This window comes from Clostridium folliculivorans (assembly GCF_024341905.1).
Taxonomy (GTDB): Bacteria; Bacillota; Clostridia; order Clostridiales; family Clostridiaceae; genus Clostridium_AR; species Clostridium_AR folliculivorans.
Genome location: NZ_BQXY01000001.1, coordinates 184,825 through 201,894, shown reverse-complemented (window position 1 = coordinate 201,894; position 17,070 = coordinate 184,825). Strand labels below are relative to the sequence as shown.

Here is a 17,070-nt window from a genome sequence, read left to right as displayed (position 1 = left end):
TTTTATTCAAAAAGGAAATAAATATAACATTTTGGAGTTTTATCGGTATAATTTTACTCTACCCCAATGCTACTGTCAATAACTAGATATTTATTCCAGCCATCTTCATAAGATAAATAGCATTTCTTGTAGTAGATTTACCTTTTCTTAACTTATAATCAAATTTAATTTCATTGTTTTCATAGTGTTCTCTAAAATTGTAATTTATAACTTTTTTATTGTTTTCTTCAAGATCACATAACTCTAAATCATGTGTAGATACAAGTCCTATAGCAGTTTTTTCACTAAGCTGATTAATTAAAATTTCAGCCCCAGTATGTCTATCCTTTGAGTTTGTTCCTCTAAAAATTTCATCTAGCATAAACAACACTCTTTCTCCATTATCAGTGGCATTTATTAGACTTTTTATTCTCAATATTTCTGCATAAAATGAAGATATATTTTCCTCTAGATTATCTCCTATTCTCATACAGGTATATATATTAAGTATTGGACACTTATATGCAGTTCCATTAACCGGAGCTCCTACATATGTAAAAATTGTATTTATACCTATAGTTCTGAGGAAGGTACTCTTTCCAGACATATTTGATCCAGTAACAAGCATTATTCTATTGTTATTATTAAGCGAAAAACTATTAGCTACAGCTCTTTCCCCTAATAATGGATGACTGACATTTTCTCCCTCAAGTGATAAGTCCTCAGTTATCTCTCCATAAGCCCAATTTGGGTTATCTCCACTTATATTTGCTATGGAGCATAAAGCTTCAATCTCTCCTAATGCTTCAAGCCACTGCTCCAATCTTTCACTATTTTTTCTTCTCCAATATTCTAGTCTTGTTAGTAAATGATAATCCCAAAGTAATGCTACATTTATTATTATATATATCATGTTTTTTCTGTCTGCAATCTTGTTAGCAATGGAATTTAATTCTTTCATTTCCTCAGTAAAGTTAAATTCATCGTTAATAAGCGTAGACTTTATTTTTGTTAGCTTATTTGAATGAAAACTTTCATGCTCAACTATTTTAATCATATTAAAATAAGTATATATGCTGCCCTTAAGCTCATAAACTATATCTAAAGCTTCATTTCTTTCTTTAGTACCAAGCTTTAACACTAAAAAATTAAGAATGCCTATAGATACAGGAAATATTGATATTATATAGTCAGTGGAAAAGTACAAAAATGTAACTGACAAGAAAACTACCGGAAGTAATATCATTGCAATCTTCATAAAGCTCCCTAAGATATTTTCATTTTTTCCTTTACACCATTGTATAAAATTTTCAGTATCACCTAGTGCTGAATCTTTAAGACTTCCTTCAACCTGAAGCTTTTGTCTAAAATCTATATTTTTTCCTAACTCCTTTACTGCCTGCTGTCTCTCATAAATCTCTTCTCTGCCTGGAAGCGCCTTTAATGATAATAATGAAGCCAACTTCTTTCTTCCATAAGAAGTTTTTGTTGTGTTTATCCATTGAAATAATGAGTGATCACCAAATATATCTAGGTCGTTAACAAAAGGATGTTTTATATCCAAAAATTCTGATCCGGTATCCTGAAAACTCTTCCATTCACCATTTATTCTTTGTATTGCTTCTTCATTTATCTCAATATACTTTTCTCTTCTAACCTTTTCCTCTAGTTTCTTTGAATGCAAATATACAAAATATATAAAAAGAACTATTGATATAATCAGTAGACCATATATTAGATAGTTTCTTCCTACATAATACATTGTAAAACATGTAGCTATAAAAACCATAAAAGTCACAAGCCTCAAAAAACTTACCAAATTGCATCTACTCGCAATTTCTTTATATATTTTTTCGCCTTCACTTTTTCTATTATCATAAAAACTCCTATCCATCCAGCACCTCCTAAATTATGTTTACATTATATATGATTTTAACATATTCTGTAATAAAAACAATCTTTAAGATTAGAAGTTAACAATCTATAAATGTGCACCACGCTGAAATTAATTGGTTAATCATCCAACGCTTTAATGAGCTTACGCAAAGAATTAATATGATTTTATCATATTCCATGGCTAAAACTGTAAACTCACTACGTTCGAACAGTACAGTTTATTAACGCCATTCCATCTGAAAAAATCATTTAATTCTAATAGCTCGCTCATAGAGCATCTCCTGTATAACCAATTAATTTCAATAATTTTCTTTAACATAGCCTATAATTTATATAAAAATATAAAGATGTATCATTTCATAATTAAACTACTTTCACCTACTAACTATTTTTTAATAGATACGGCAAATTATAAATTTAACTATTAAAATGATACATCTATGTTATATTCCTACTATTTTAAGCTATTGTATATCTTATCTAAGTTATCTTTCATACTTTCATAGTAATCTTTATTATCTTCTTTGCTTTCTATAGTGTAAATTGTTTGAATTTTAGCACCTACTTCATTTGCCAATGTCTGTGATACTTTAGGACTTGCTAGTTGCTCTGAAAAGATAGTCTTTATATTATTAGCTCTACAGAATTCTACAAGATCCTTTAGTTTTTGTGGAGTTATTTCTCCTTCTGCAAATACATCTTCTACACTCATTTGTTTAAGACCAAAATCTCTACATAGATATCCAAATGCCTCGTGACCAGTAACAAAATCTTTAGTCTTCAGCTCACTGAATTTTGTTTTATTATCCTGATAAAGTTTTTCAAGTTTATCAGTGAATTCCTTGTAGTTCTTTTCATAAAAGTCTTTATTTTTACTATCAGCTTTTACTAAAGCTTCCTTTATGTTATAAGACTGAATTTCAGCGTTTTTTAAACTTAACCAAATATGTGGATCAACTTTTCCATCAGTTTTTATTTGTTCTATACCTTTTGAACTATCAATTAGCTCAATTTTATTTTTATCTTCTATGGTTTCTTCAACTTTATCTAACCACTCTTCCATGCCGAAGCCGTTATAAACAAATATACTTGATTTGTTTAGATCCACAAGATCTTTACTCTTAGGTTCAAAGTCATGGGGCTCCATACCTTCTGGAACCATTACATTTACATCTATCTTGTCTTTACCTATAGCCTCAGCAAATTCTTTCAAAGGATTTATTGAAACAGTAACTTTTAGTTTATCGCTATCGGTTTTCCCTGTGCTTTTAGTGCATCCTACAAAACTAGTAACCAGTAATAGAGATGAAAGTAAAGTTGCTACCTTTAAACCCAACCTTCTAATATTCATATTGCCACTCCTTTTTGCAAATCATTTGCATTACGTTTTAAAGTATACAATCTATAAAAAGTATTGTCAATATTAGGTTGTAAAATACATTTTAAAATTAAAGACTGATTACATTTATTCGATCCTTGGTGCAAACTATATCCAATTCTCTTTTCTGACAAGTAAATATTATTATCTGTCTAATATCTGATATCTCGTATAAATAATTAAGTATATTTCCAAGTCTTTCATCATCATACTGTACAAATGCATCATCTAAAATTATAGGCACATTTTTATTTTCAAATATCATATCAATTAAAGCAAGCCTCAAAGAAATATAAGCTTGATCCCAAGCCCCATTACTTAAATATTCAGCTTTTATATACCTTCCATCGTTACTTTGCTTAACGGTAATTTCAAAAGTCTCATTTATTTTAACATCCGAATACTTTCCCATTGTGATTTTACTTAAAATAGCAGTAACTTTCTCATTTAAGACTGGTCCAAAACTCTTTTGTATCTCTTTAAAAGATTCATCCATAATCACTTGAGCTACTTCTATTGCTCGTACAGTCTTATCGCCTTCTTTTATCTGTTCTTTAACTGATTCTATGTCTTCTTCAATTACATCAAGCCTTCTTGTTGTTAAAAATATATTTTTTATGCTATACTCTATGTCTTTCATATCTTTTTCTATATTGAGAAGTTCTTGTTGTTTTGAGCGGATATCATTTTCTATCTCGTCCTCATTTTCATATGAAAATTCATTAGTCTCATTAATTATTTCTTTCACTTCATCTTCTATAGCTTGTATATCCCTATCTTTTAAAAGTAACTTATAAGTTTCTTCAATAGAATTTAATCTTACCATTATCTCTTCACGCTGCTGAAGCTTATATCTCATATTCTTTATCTCTTCCGGGATATCTTCAAGATCCAAATGCTCTAACCCAAGAGTTTTTAATCTACTATAAATAGTCTCTTTCTTTAACTTTATATCGTTTTGAAGATAATCGAGGTTTTTACTTATAGATAATATCCTATTATCTATTTCTTCCTTTTCCTGAGTGATAATCCTATATTGTTTTATATTCTTCACAAACTCTTCTATATCTTTACTCTTTGAAATTGATAAAACAGAATTAATAACCTTCTCATTTCTAATTGCGCTATCTTCTAGTTCATAGAGGTTCATATTCTTAATGCTATTTCTCTTTTCACTAATTCTTGCTTTAAGAATTTCTATTTGATTATTATAAATATCAAAGGTATTCAGATACTTTTTAAAACTTATATGATCGGTGCTTCCTGTCATGTTAAAATATTTGTTTAATTGCTCTTCATATTGTTTGAACGATTCATTCAAAGTACTTATGGTATTTTCTTCTTCTGACTTAATTAAGTCTTGATCAATATGATATTTATTTTTGCTAGATATCATAAACATCATTCCACTAAATATGAATAATATAAAAGATATTATCACCCCAATGTTTAGAGGGATTAAGCTTGTTAACGCTGCAAAAATAGAAAATACCGCACATATTATCAACACTAATGAAATAGCATTTATGGCTCTATTTTTACTTTTTAAACTTTCAATTTGTTTTTTTTCCACTGTCGTTTTTGATTTTCTATCAATTAAGAACTTAATTTCTTTCAAATCTTCTTCATAATTAAGAAGTAGCCTATCTATTTCTTCTCTGTGCTCACTTATAGTTTTGTAATCTCTTAGATTATTTATCTTTTGTTTTATTTCATCCTCTATTTTATCAATATCTTCATTTGTATCCAATATCATAGATATTTTCTCTTCTATAAGTTTTTGCTCTATTGAAACTTTTATAAGCTTTTCCTCAATATTTAAATCAAACTCATCAAAGTTCTCATATATACTTAAGTAGTTGTTCTTTTCTTCAAGTTGTTCAAGAAGTTGTTTTTCTTCTTCTTGTCTTTGATTATTTATATCTAGAAGATTAAATAAGCCTGTTACGTCTTCATGTAAACCATCTAAAAAATAATAATCAATTACACCATTGCTAGAAATCAAGTTGTATTCATATTCTTCTTTTCTCTTTTTTAATTCTTGACTTTTCCTTAAATAATCGGTTATCTCACCATATTCTTCTTTTAACTTTAACCTTTTTAAATGTTTTTTATAAATTTCTAGTTTTTTAATAGTGATTTCAAGTTCATCCCTTTTAGCTTTAACATCTAAGTAGTTTTTTTCGTTATTCAAGTTTGCCTCAGCTAATCTTATAGCATTATTTCTCTCGTTTAGTAAGCTATCGAATCTTACTTTGAGCAAATCAAGCTTTCCGCCTTTTCTTTGGGTTACTAGAGACTTTTTATATTGTTCTAGTGTATCTTTAGCTTTTTGATAAGATATATTTTCGTTACCTGTTTGAAAAGAATTAGATATTTTATGTAAAATATCATCTTCTTTTGAATTTTTCACTTCACCACTTAGTTGTTTAATGAAAAGAGTATTTTCAAATGCTGCTGAATTAACGTCAAATATATTTTTGCCCACATTGTCTATGTTAAGAGACGGAATTTCTTCACCTGTTATACAATCAATAGTTTGTATCGTATCTTCTTTCTTTGTACTTCCAAAAGTTCTCCTTATTATATAATTATCAGCATTGTATTCAAAATAAATTTCACCTTCTGCTTTATTATCATTTAAATTAAGGTATCTGAGTCTTTCATTTTCTCTTGCATCTTTTACTCTCTTACTATTCATCCCATAAAAGCATGCCTTTATAAATGCTTGGATAGTACTTTTTCCTGATTCATTATGACCATATACTATATTAAACCCCTCAGTAAAGCTAATTTCCTTATTTCTTACTTTACCAAAACTCTTAATATCTATCTTCTTAATTATCATTTAGTCTAATCTCTCCTTCAGAAAGACTTTGTATACCAATCTTTAATGCTAATTCATATATAGATCTCTCATCATCTGTACATTCATCTATTCTCTCCATAATCTTTTTTGCAAATATACCTTTTACAGAATGTTCTTCAATAACTTCAGCTATATCCATTTTTATTTTTGTTGAATCTTCTAACTTAATAAAATAGAAATATTCTACTAACTTATTGACCAACACCTCTAAATCTATATTAAAATCTTCATGAATTTCTCCTGTTAGTACGATTTTATATAAATCCTTAGTTCTACTTCCTTCATTCACTACTTTTAATATTTTTTCTTTAATATCATCATAATTCATTGCATCACTTATATTAACATTCACTACCAAATAAGTTCTCTTGTTCATAGGAATAAACTTAAGACTATTGAAATTCTGTCCAACTTCTCCTAATATAATCCCCTTTTCACCTAACTCATCAAAGCCTCTACCTTCTGGGCAGCCACAATAAGCATATAGAGTATTACCTGCTCTTTTTATTTGAGAAAATTGGTGTCTATGACCTAAAGCTATGTAATTCATAGATGAGTTCTCTATGTCTTCAATAGTTATTGGATTATATTCATTTAAATTATTTCCGTTTTCCACCTCTCCATGAAGTACCATTAACTTTATTAAAATCTCATCCTCGTTATCAACCTTAAAATCTCTTAGCATAGATTTTTTGACATAATTACCTGTAAACCCCGCTCCGTATACAACAACATTTTTTCCTTCTAGCTTATATCTTGAAAAGCCAGCACCAAATATATGAACATTTTTGGGCCAGTTTATCATGCTATAAAAGGATCTATCATTATTAGGATCATGATTTCCAGGTGCAATAAACACTTCTATATTAGGAATACTTTCAAGCTTCTTTCTCAATAAATCCAAGGTGCTCTTTCTCACACGTAAATTATCAAAAATATCACCTGCTAATAAAATAGCATCTACATTTTCATTACTTGCTAATTCAATTATGGAACCGAATGTATCTTGAAGCTCTTCCTTTCTTTGCTCAGCTATATCACTAGATAAGTCTGTAAAAGGAGTATCAAAATGCAAATCGCTACAGTGCAATATTTTTATCTTATCCATAGTATCCTCCATTTGCCATTTTATAAACGAACTTTTGTTCTCATTTTAGCATAAAAATAAATCAAAAAAAAGAGGCTAAACCTCTTTTTACTTATAACTTGATTATTTATATATATTTTGCCCAAAAGTTGCTTTGTATGGATAAACATCCTCTACACTTTTACCTAAGCTACTAGCAAATTCCTCTGCATTTACTTCTTTTATTGCTTTGCCATCCTTAAATACTTTTATGTTGTAAATCTGTCCTTCTTCATTTATCAAAAATTCTCCATCATAACTTGAACCATCATCAAAAGTAACTATACCTTTTTTCCAATCCATGAGTTATTCCTCCTTGTAAAGCTTCTCTTTATTGCCCAGAGATTATATAATCAAACCTCTATTGAAAAGTATGCAAGATTAAGAGTAGCATATTGTTATTTAATTTAAGAACAACTAATAAAAGACTATTAATTTATTAAAGAATAAAAGGGCACAATTTCTTGTGCCCCGGTATTAGAATATACTATCTGGCGGTACATCATTACTCATAGTAACTCCTCCCTTAATGGTCAGATTACATAACTAAGATTCAACCTACCAAATGCATTCCACTATGACTAGTGATTAGTTGTCATGTGTCCTTCGAATTCCTCTACCATTCTTTTTACCATTTCTCCACCTACGGAACCACATTGTTTTGATGTTAGATCTCCATTATAATCACCTAATGGAACTCCTAGTTCTCTTGCTACTTCAAATTTAAACTTAGATAATCCTTGTTTCGCCTCTGGAACTAATGTTCTTGATCTTGACATATAACATTCCTCCTTTGGTTTTGAGATGGCTTTTCCGTATCGCAATATGCTAAATTAAAATTTTAACTTTTTGCTTAACAGCAATATTATTAAAACTTGCTTCAGCTTAAACGATACTTCAGCAGTAAACCTTTTTGGTTTACACTATTATGTTAACCACAAACAGTATTAATAGACTATTGAATTAAATACAATTTTGGTATGTACTTCCTTTATAGCTTTTGATTACGTTAATAGCTTCTCTACTGCTATTAACTAAAATAGGATTTATACCTGAATTTTTAATAAACTTTTTTAGTTGGTAACTTCCTATTATGGATTTAGGCATTATTATAATGTTAATTGTCCATTTTTCTTTAGATGTACTTCTTAAAAATTCGCAATATGTATCACTTACTTCCGATTTTATAAGTTCTAAACCAGAAACATCCATTACTAATATCTTATTTTCAGTATCTACTGTTTCTGTAACATCTATGTATTCTTTTATCATATATGTCAACTCTTCATTTCCTATATATCCTTTAATTATGTTTCTTATAATACCTTTTTTCTTATAATACTTAAAATAATAGTACATTTTCCCACCCCAAATTTAATACTCAAGAGCCTTTTCAAATTTTACTTATACTTAATACAAAATTCATAAGATTATAAAATTTATTGATCTATTATTTATTATGTATATTCAATGTAATAATATTAAAAAAATAAATTCATAAATACTAATTACAAATATTCACAGCAAACATAATTATACTATATTTTCTATATGTTGTAAATTTTATTATTAACTATATTATCGTTATAATCAAGTTTTACTGAAGCACAATTTATAAAATCTATTAAAATAGCCTGAAATTATATTATATGTTTTAAAGTAATACCATAATAATTCCTTCATTCATGAAACCTATTAATTATAACTCATATACTAATACTCTTAAAATTCATTAAATAAATACAATAAAAATCCACGAATATCCAAAAAAATATTCGCGGATTATACTTGTAAGCTTCGTTTACCATATTGGCAGGGGCAGTAGGGATCGAACCCACAACCTACGGTTTTGGAGACCGCCACTCTACCAGTTGAGCTATACCCCTATAATAACACTTACAAAAGATATAATATCATATTTGTGAGACATGTGCAATAGCTTGTTGTGAATTTTGATAAATTGTGAATATTTAAACAACATAATATTAAAAGGTAGTATCTTTAGTTATATTAACAACTAAAGATACTACCACTTTATATATTACCTCATGCTATAAGCAATCGATAAAAGTCTTATTTAGAAGCAGCTTCTACTACTGTACTTCTGAAGTATACAAATCCTAGTGGGGATTTTTGTAAATCAGTTATATTGCTCTTAAGTGCAAGAACGTTAGTGTAGTAGTATATTGGAATTATTGGCATATCATTCATTAATATGTCTTCTGCTTTATGCATATCATCAGTTCTCTTAGCAGCGTCAGTACCCTTCTTAGCAGCGTCAACTAACTTGTCATATTCTGGGTTAGTGTAACCAGGGTTGTTATTTCCACCGTTAGTGTAGTACATATCTATAAATGTCATTGGATCATTGTAGTCAGCGATCCATGATGTTCTACATACCATGAAGTTATGCTTTGTTAAATCGTCTAATTGAACTTTTCTTTCTTCATTAACTAGTGTAACGTCGATTCCTAAGTTCTTTTTCCACATTTCTTGTATAGCTTGAGCGATGTTTTGATGTCCTTGTCCTGTGTTGTACTTAATTTCAAGTTTAGGGAAGTTCTTACCTTCTGGATATCCAGCATCAGCAAGTAACTTCTTAGCACCTTCAACATCAGCTGTAGTCTTTAGGTAATCCTTATTCTTAAATTCTTTTCCAGTACTATCAACTATTCCCTTAGGAACGTATGATGTAGCAGGTTGTTCTCCACCTTTTGTTACATTTTCAACTATTGCAGTTCTGTCTATAGCCATGCTAAGTGCTTTTCTTACATTAACGTTGCTTAATGCTTTAGCAACATCTGCAGAAACGTTCTTGTTTGAAACATTTACTGCATAGTAATATGTTCCAAGGTATGGGTAAACCTTAGCCTTACCATCTTTGATTAAGCTTTGCTTTTGTTCTGCTGGTAATAAATCTGTAGCATCTATTTCACCAGATTCGAAAGCATTTAATGCAGATGTTTCATTATCTAATAGTGTATATTGGATTTTGTCAAGCTTAACGTTTGCTTTATCCCAATAGTTATCGTTCTTAACGAATGTCATATGATCTTTTTGAGCATATTCAGACATTTTGTAAGGTCCGTTTGATACAAAAGTCTTTGCATCTGTAGCCCATCCTTCTTTGTTTGCATCAACTATATCTTTTCTTACTGGGAAGTAAGTTGGGAATGCAGTTAAAGCTAAGAAGTAAGCTGTTGGAGCCTCAAGTGTAACTTCTAGTGTATAATCATCAACTACTTTTATTCCTACATCTGAAACTTTAGCTTTTCCGCCATTATATGCTTCACCATTTTTGATGTAATATAATTGGTAAGCGTAATCTGATGCAGTTTCTGGAGCTAAAGCTCTAGTCCAAGCGTAATAGAAATCATTAGCTGTAACATTCTTTCCATCTGACCATTTTGCATCTTTTCTTAAATGGAAAGTATACTTAGTTCCATCGCTTGAAACATCATATTTTTCAGCAACTCCTGGATTAACTTTATTGTTAGCATCTACGTTTTCTAAACCTTCAAACGCATTAACGTCAACAATACCGCCTTCAACAGAGTTGTTTAAGCCTGGATCTATTGTTTTTGGTTGAGCCCCAAGGTTATACTTTACAACCTGATCAACCTTTGCTGTAGAAGATGCATCATCTTTTTTACCACAGCCTACAAAAGTTGTTCCTACTACTAAAGTAGCAAGAATTAATGAAAGAACTTTCATTTTGTTTCTTTTTAACATTATTGTACCCCCTTATAATGGAAAATTGTATAATTTATTTAAACAAATTTATACCTAATTAAAATTAATATAAATGACAGGCAACTGAATGATCTTTACCTACTTCTTTTAATATAGGTGTTACCTGTGAACAAATAGGCTTAGCATATTTACATCTATCTTTGAATCTACATCCAACTGGTGGATCTATTGGTGAAGGAGTTTCTCCTTGCAATACGATTCTTCTATTTTTGCTTGCCATATCTGGATCTGGTATAGGTATCGCTGATAATAGAGCTTGGGTGTAAGGATGTAATGGCTTGCTATACAACTCATTACTTTCTCCAATTTCAACTAGATGACCTAAATACATTACCCCAATTCTGTTAGAAATATGCTTAACCATAGATAAATCATGAGCAATAAAAAGGTAAGTTAATCCTAAATCATGCTGTAGATCTTCAAGCATATTTACAACTTGTGCCTGTATTGAAACGTCTAGAGCTGATATAGGTTCATCACAAACTATGAACTCTGGGTCAACTGCTAAAGCTCTAGCTATACCAATTCTTTGTCTTTGACCACCCGAGAATTCATGTGGATATCTTGATCCATGATCTCCATTAAGTCCAACCTTTTTTAATAGATAAGTTATCTTATCATTTCTTTCACCTTTACCAAGTAACCTTTGAGCATCAATAGCTTCACCTATTATATCCCCAACAGTCATTCTTGGATCTAGTGATGCATATGGATCTTGGAATATCATCTGCATCTTCTTTCTTAGAGGACGCATTTGTCCTGGACTTAGCTTAGCTATGTCCTTACCATCATAAATTATTTGACCTTCAGTTGGCTCATATAATTTTATGATTGTTCTGCCTGTCGTAGTTTTACCACAACCTGATTCTCCTACAAATCCTAGTGTTTCACCTTTTTTTATGCTAAAAGATACATCATCTACTGCTTTAACATTAGATACTTGTGTACCTAGTATGCCCTTTTTTATCGGGAAATATTTCTTTAAATTTTTAACTTCTAATAAAATTTTATCTTCCATTTTGTCTAATTACCTCCCTGTGCCTTTTGGAGATTCTTCTACTGCTTCATCAGGTAATTTTCTTTCAACCTTTGGCGCCATAGGATGGTTTAACCAACATGATGAATAATGATTCTCTGATATATTAAACTTCTCTGGCATAGCCTCCATACAAACTTTCATTGCATGCTCACATCTAGGAGCAAAAGGGCAACCCTTAGGAGGATTTAATAAATCTGGTGGTGTACCTTCTATAGGTTTTAATCTTTCCTTTGTATTTAGCTTCGGATTAGGAACACTATTTAGAAGGCCCCATGTATATGGATGTCTCGATTTGTAAAATATGTCACTTGTAGTTCCACTTTCTACTACTACTCCGCCATACATAACATTTATTCTATTACAAATATCAGCAACAACTCCCAAATCGTGAGTTATTATTATGATTGATGTATTTAACTTATCCTTTAATTCTTTAAGTAATTCAAGTATTTGAGCTTGAATTGTAACATCTAAAGCTGTAGTTGGTTCGTCTGCTATTATAAGTTTAGGGTTACATATAAGAGACATAGCTATCATAACTCTTTGTCTCATACCACCTGAAAACTCATGTGGGTATTGCTTAAGTCTTTTCTCTGGACTTGGAATACCTACTAAGCTTAGCATTTCAACTGCTTTCTTTCTTGCTTCTTCACCAGTTATCTTTAAATGTTTCTTCAATGGTTCCATAAGTTGATCGCCTACAGTTAATACTGGATTTAATGAAGTCATAGGATCTTGGAAGATCATACTAATTTCATTTCCTCTGATTTTTTCCATTTGTTTATCTGTAAAGCTGCTTATTTCTTCTCCGTTAAAAACTACAGTACCGCCTTTTACTTTTCCGCTTTCAGCAAGTAGTCTCATAATGCTCATCATAGTGATACTTTTACCACTTCCAGACTCACCAACGATTCCAAGTACCTCTCCTTTGTTTAAATGAAAAGATACCCCTCTAACCGCTTTTACTTCTCCAACATGTGTGTAGAAAGAAGTCTGTAAATCATTTATTTCAAGTATTTTTTCATGCATTTATATTTTCCTCCTACTTTCTCATCTTAGGGTCTAAGGCATCTCTTAAACCATCGCCAAGCATATTAAACGCAAAAACTGTTATACAAATTGCTAAAGAAGGAATTAATAATTGTGATGGATGAGTTCTCATCATTTCAACAGCTTCTGAAGCTAGAGTACCCCATGATGCTTTAGGTGCAGATATACCTACTCCTACAAAGCTAAGGAATGATTCAGTAAAAATAGCTTCTGGAATTGCTAAAGTTAATGTTACTATTATAGAACCCATACTATTTGGTATAAGATGTCTAAATATTATTGCAAACGGCTTAACACCAAGTGTTTTAGCTGCAAGTACAAATTCTTGTTCCTTTAAAGTTAAGATTTGTCCTCTTACTATTCTAGCCATAGTTGTCCACATCGATATTGTCATGGCAATAATTATACCTTTGATATCCCTTGAACCTAGAGCAACACTTATAAGTATTACATAAATTAACATTGGTATTGAGTTTAGTATATCTACTATTCTCATCATAACCATATCTACCCAACCACCAAAGTATCCTGAAACACCACCGTATATGATACCAATAAGTACATTTAGAGCACTAGCTACGAATGCAACTGTAAGTGAAATTCTAGCACCATAAGCTACTCTAGTGAAAATATCTCTTCCGAACTTATCAGTTCCAAATATATGAGCTGCACTTGCACCTTGGTTAGCAATCTTAAAATCTTGTGTAGAATAATCATAATGAGAAAACATTGGAATAAAAATAGCAGCTAAAGTCATAAGCACAATTACAGCTAATCCTAATAGTGCTAACTTATTTTGCTTAAGTCTTCTCCAAGCATCTTGCAAATATGTCATAGAAGGTCTTGCAACGCCTTCTTTGTCTTTTTCATTATCTGGAACTAATTCAAATAGATCCTTTGTGATTTCCATTACTTCACGCCTCCACTAATCTTGTATTTTAATTCTAGGATCTACAAATCCATATAAAATATCAACAATTAAATTACATATTACTAGGAATGCACAATAAAAAATGGTCAATCCCATTATTTCAGTGTAATCTCTGTTACTAATACTTGTAACAAATTCTCTTCCTAGTCCAGGAATTCCAAAAATAGATTCAACTACAAAGCTTCCTGTAAGTACTGATGCTAAAAGTGGTCCTACATAAGTAATTATTGGAATAAGTGAATTTCTAAGTGCATGTTTAACTATTACAACTCTTTGTGGTAGTCCTTTTGCTTTTGCAACTCTTATAAAATCTTGTCTTAGAACTTCAACTAAGCTTGATCTTGATAATCTTGATACGAAAGCCATTGAATATCCACCTAAAGCTATAGTAGGAAGAACATATGATGACACACTCTTCAAACCTATTGCAGGGAATAATTTTAATTTTATAGCAAAAACATAAGTTAACAATGTAGCCATTACAAAGCTTGGCACAGTTACACCAATTGTTGATATAACCATTGATAATCTATCCTGCCATTTATTTTCCTTTAACGCTGAAAGTATTCCTAATAACACTCCAAAAATCAATGAAAACACAACTGAAGCCAGTCCTAGTTTTGCTGAAACAGGGAAAAACTTTTTGATAATATCATTAACAGTTGTTCCTTCATACATCATTGAAGGTCCTAAATCACCTTTTGTTACAATACTACTAACATATGTAGTATATTGTTGAGACATCGGTTTGTCTAATCCAAACTTTTTATTTAGGTTTTCAAGTATAGAAGGTGGTAATTTCTTTTCTCCTGTAAATGGTCCCCCAGGAATCGCTCTTATTAAAAAGAAAGTTGCAGTTATTACTATAAAAATAGTAAGCAAGCTTATAGCAATTCTCTTTAATGTGTATTTAAACATCTTTTTAAGTCCCCCTTTAAATATGTTTATTGATACTAAATTCTAACTAAATCTCTATTATGTACTAAATTTCTACTTTTTCAATACAAATAATCAAATATTATTTTGTATCACTTATCCCCCGACTAACATCTCCTCATTCATTGTTATTTTTCTTAAGTTTATATAAAAAATTATAGTTACAAATTATCATTTTGTAAATAGTTTTTTGAATTTATTATTAAATGTTAATTTTGATGTGTATTTTTTTATTGTTTTACTATAAGCTATCAAATTTGGCAGTAAGTAAACATTTTCAAAGGCATTTTTTTCCCAAATCTATAATTAATATCATCTATGAAGTAATTAAATTTGCTAGATTTATAACAAATTTATTAAACTGTTAATTAATCAGTATATAAATTCAAATTTAACAATTTTTATTTTTATGATAGATTTACTAATTCTCTTACGAGAACTTTATCCATATAATGGATTAAAATTAGTACAAACATCAAAAAAATTGTTTATCGCTAAAATATTCATAACATAAATTTATTTAAATTAAAATAATTACTTAAAATATTCCAATTATACACATCCACTTTTTCACTATATTTACTTTATACTTTATAAGTTTTTCATGATTGCTTTTTAATAAAAATAAAAAAAAGATAAATTAACAAATTGATAAAAATAATTTCAATCTGGTAATTCATCTGTATATCGATATGTGTTTACACTAAAGCAATTAATATATAATTGCTCAGAATAAGCATAAGAGCAGATTATAGATAGTCATTTTTCAATGCATCATTTATATATTCTAATATTAAGAGTAAGTCTTCTCTCATATACTCCATTAATAAATCCAGCTCAGCAGCTGTATTTACTACTACTTTCCTAATGCAGTAAAAATATATTCGTTGGTGTACGTCTTACTACTTTAATAGATAACAACTTTCATCAAAGAATTTCGATAAAAAAAGACTAGTAGAAAACTTTTCTACTAGTCTTTTGGCAGGGGCAATAGGGATCGAACCCACAACCTACGGTTTTGGAGACCGCCACTCTACCAGTTGAGCTATACCCCTTCGAACAAATAAGATTATATAACATTCTTGAAAATAACGCAACATTTTTTTGTACTTATTTTTATTATTGCTAAACACTTCTTAACATAATTTATATTCTTAATAAAACTAATACATATTTAAAAAGGTATCTTATAATAATTTATGTAATTATACGATACCTTTCTAATAAACAGCTATATTTAAATTTCCGATTTATACTACAATATATGTTTAAAATTCTATGCTATACCCTACAAGAACCTAAAATAGATTTAAAATCAGAAGAAGCAAATCGTCTACTAAACTACTTTAAACCCAGCAGCCTTAACTTTTTCTTTAATTATTTCTAAATTCTTAGTCTTCATTCTTACAACTATTTCTCTTACATCAGTAACACTTTTCGGATCTATTACAACAAAACTGACTATATCAGCTTGATTTTCTGTAAGTATCTTAGATAACCTTGATATTTGTCCTGGTACATCATAAGCAGTAACTGCCATTCTTTCACCTTTGTTAAGCCCAAATACATTAGTATATTGTTCAAATACCGCATGATGAGTTAAAATTCCTACAAACTTGTCAAATTCGTCAACAACGGCAACAAAGGAAACATGAGTTTCTTCTAGTAATCCAACTGCTTTCTCAACTTCTTCATAAAGATTTATCTTAGGTATGCTTTTTCTTAGTAGATGTGATACTGAAAAATCCTCCAATAAGCTCTTTTTATCAGCACCTTTCTCAAAATAAAACTTATAAATAATATCCTGTGCTATTGAACCCTTAAAGTATTCTCCATCAACAACAGGAATTGATAAAAACTTGTTTTGGTCCATTATCTCTAAGGCTCTTCCTATTGTTGTATCAGATGTGACCGTTATTAAATCTTTTTTTGGCAATATTATAGTTTTTACTAGCATAGTCTCTCCCCCTCGATTTCCTTATATATATATTATAAGCCATTTATTGCGGTAATTATATATTATTTTTTAAAATTATCCAATAATTAAAAAAATTCTTTCATTTGATTATCTTACGCTAATTTTTATATGCAATACATAAAATTTAGCATTATT

General features: G+C 29.8%; 13 protein-coding genes and 2 tRNA genes. All 15 read right to left on the bottom strand.

Features of this window, described 5'->3' with window-relative positions:
• Nucleotides 1–82: 82 nt before the first annotated feature.
• Nucleotides 83–1,873 (bottom strand): MutS family DNA mismatch repair protein, encoded by a 1,791-nt coding sequence (locus tag OCU55_RS00945; RefSeq protein WP_261850450.1) that lies wholly within the window; start codon nt 1,871–1,873, stop codon nt 83–85.
• 456 nt (nt 1,874–2,329) lie between these two features.
• Complete coding sequence (locus OCU55_RS00940; protein ID WP_427847029.1) at nt 2,330–3,211, bottom strand: metal ABC transporter solute-binding protein, Zn/Mn family; 882 nt, start codon at nt 3,209–3,211, stop codon at nt 2,330–2,332.
• A 112-nt stretch (nt 3,212–3,323) separates the two neighbouring features.
• Entirely contained in the window at nt 3,324–6,101 is a 2,778-nt protein-coding gene (locus tag OCU55_RS00935; RefSeq protein ID WP_261850448.1) for an ATP-binding protein, read from the bottom strand.
• A complete protein-coding gene (locus tag OCU55_RS00930; protein ID WP_261850447.1) occupies nt 6,091–7,230 on the bottom strand; it encodes a metallophosphoesterase family protein in 1,140 nt (379 codons plus the stop codon). The genes OCU55_RS00935 and OCU55_RS00930 overlap by 11 nt, the downstream gene beginning before the upstream one ends.
• 102 nt (nt 7,231–7,332) lie before the next feature.
• Entirely contained in the window at nt 7,333–7,551 is a 219-nt protein-coding gene (locus tag OCU55_RS00925; protein WP_261850446.1) for a hypothetical protein, read from the bottom strand.
• Nucleotides 7,552–7,829: 278 nt separating this feature from the next.
• Nucleotides 7,830–8,027 carry an alpha/beta-type small acid-soluble spore protein gene (locus tag OCU55_RS00920; protein ID WP_183278684.1) on the bottom strand — a complete coding sequence of 66 codons (198 nt, stop codon included), beginning with the start codon at nt 8,025–8,027 and terminating at the stop codon, nt 7,830–7,832.
• Nucleotides 8,028–8,211: 184 nt separating this feature from the next.
• Nucleotides 8,212–8,607, bottom strand: coding sequence for a hypothetical protein (locus tag OCU55_RS00915; protein WP_261850445.1), 396 nt, complete (start codon nt 8,605–8,607; stop codon nt 8,212–8,214).
• 451 nt (nt 8,608–9,058) lie between these two features.
• Nucleotides 9,059–9,134 (bottom strand) — tRNA-Trp (locus OCU55_RS00910).
• Between the two features lie 187 nt (nt 9,135–9,321).
• Entirely contained in the window at nt 9,322–10,980 is a 1,659-nt protein-coding gene (locus tag OCU55_RS00905) for a peptide ABC transporter substrate-binding protein (RefSeq protein WP_261850444.1), read from the bottom strand.
• A 64-nt stretch (nt 10,981–11,044) separates the two neighbouring features.
• On the bottom strand, nt 11,045–12,019 hold the full coding sequence (locus OCU55_RS00900) for an ABC transporter ATP-binding protein (RefSeq protein ID WP_261850443.1): 975 nt from the start codon (nt 12,017–12,019) through the stop codon (nt 11,045–11,047).
• Between the two features lie 9 nt (nt 12,020–12,028).
• The gene (locus OCU55_RS00895; RefSeq protein ID WP_261850442.1) at nt 12,029–13,069 is read right to left on the bottom strand and encodes an ABC transporter ATP-binding protein; all 1,041 of its coding nucleotides are present in this window, start codon (nt 13,067–13,069) and stop codon (nt 12,029–12,031) included.
• A 13-nt stretch (nt 13,070–13,082) separates the two neighbouring features.
• Nucleotides 13,083–14,000: an ABC transporter permease gene (locus OCU55_RS00890; RefSeq protein WP_261850441.1), complete on the bottom strand. Its 918-nt coding sequence runs from the start codon at nt 13,998–14,000 to the stop codon at nt 13,083–13,085.
• 15 nt (nt 14,001–14,015) lie between these two features.
• A complete protein-coding gene (locus tag OCU55_RS00885) occupies nt 14,016–14,939 on the bottom strand; it encodes an ABC transporter permease (RefSeq protein WP_261850440.1) in 924 nt (307 codons plus the stop codon).
• Between the two features lie 997 nt (nt 14,940–15,936).
• Nucleotides 15,937–16,012: transfer RNA gene (locus OCU55_RS00880), tRNA-Trp, on the bottom strand.
• 281 nt (nt 16,013–16,293) lie between these two features.
• Entirely contained in the window at nt 16,294–16,914 is a 621-nt protein-coding gene (locus tag OCU55_RS00875) for a CBS domain-containing protein (RefSeq protein WP_200269552.1), read from the bottom strand.
• Between the last annotated feature and the right edge of the window lie 156 nt (nt 16,915–17,070).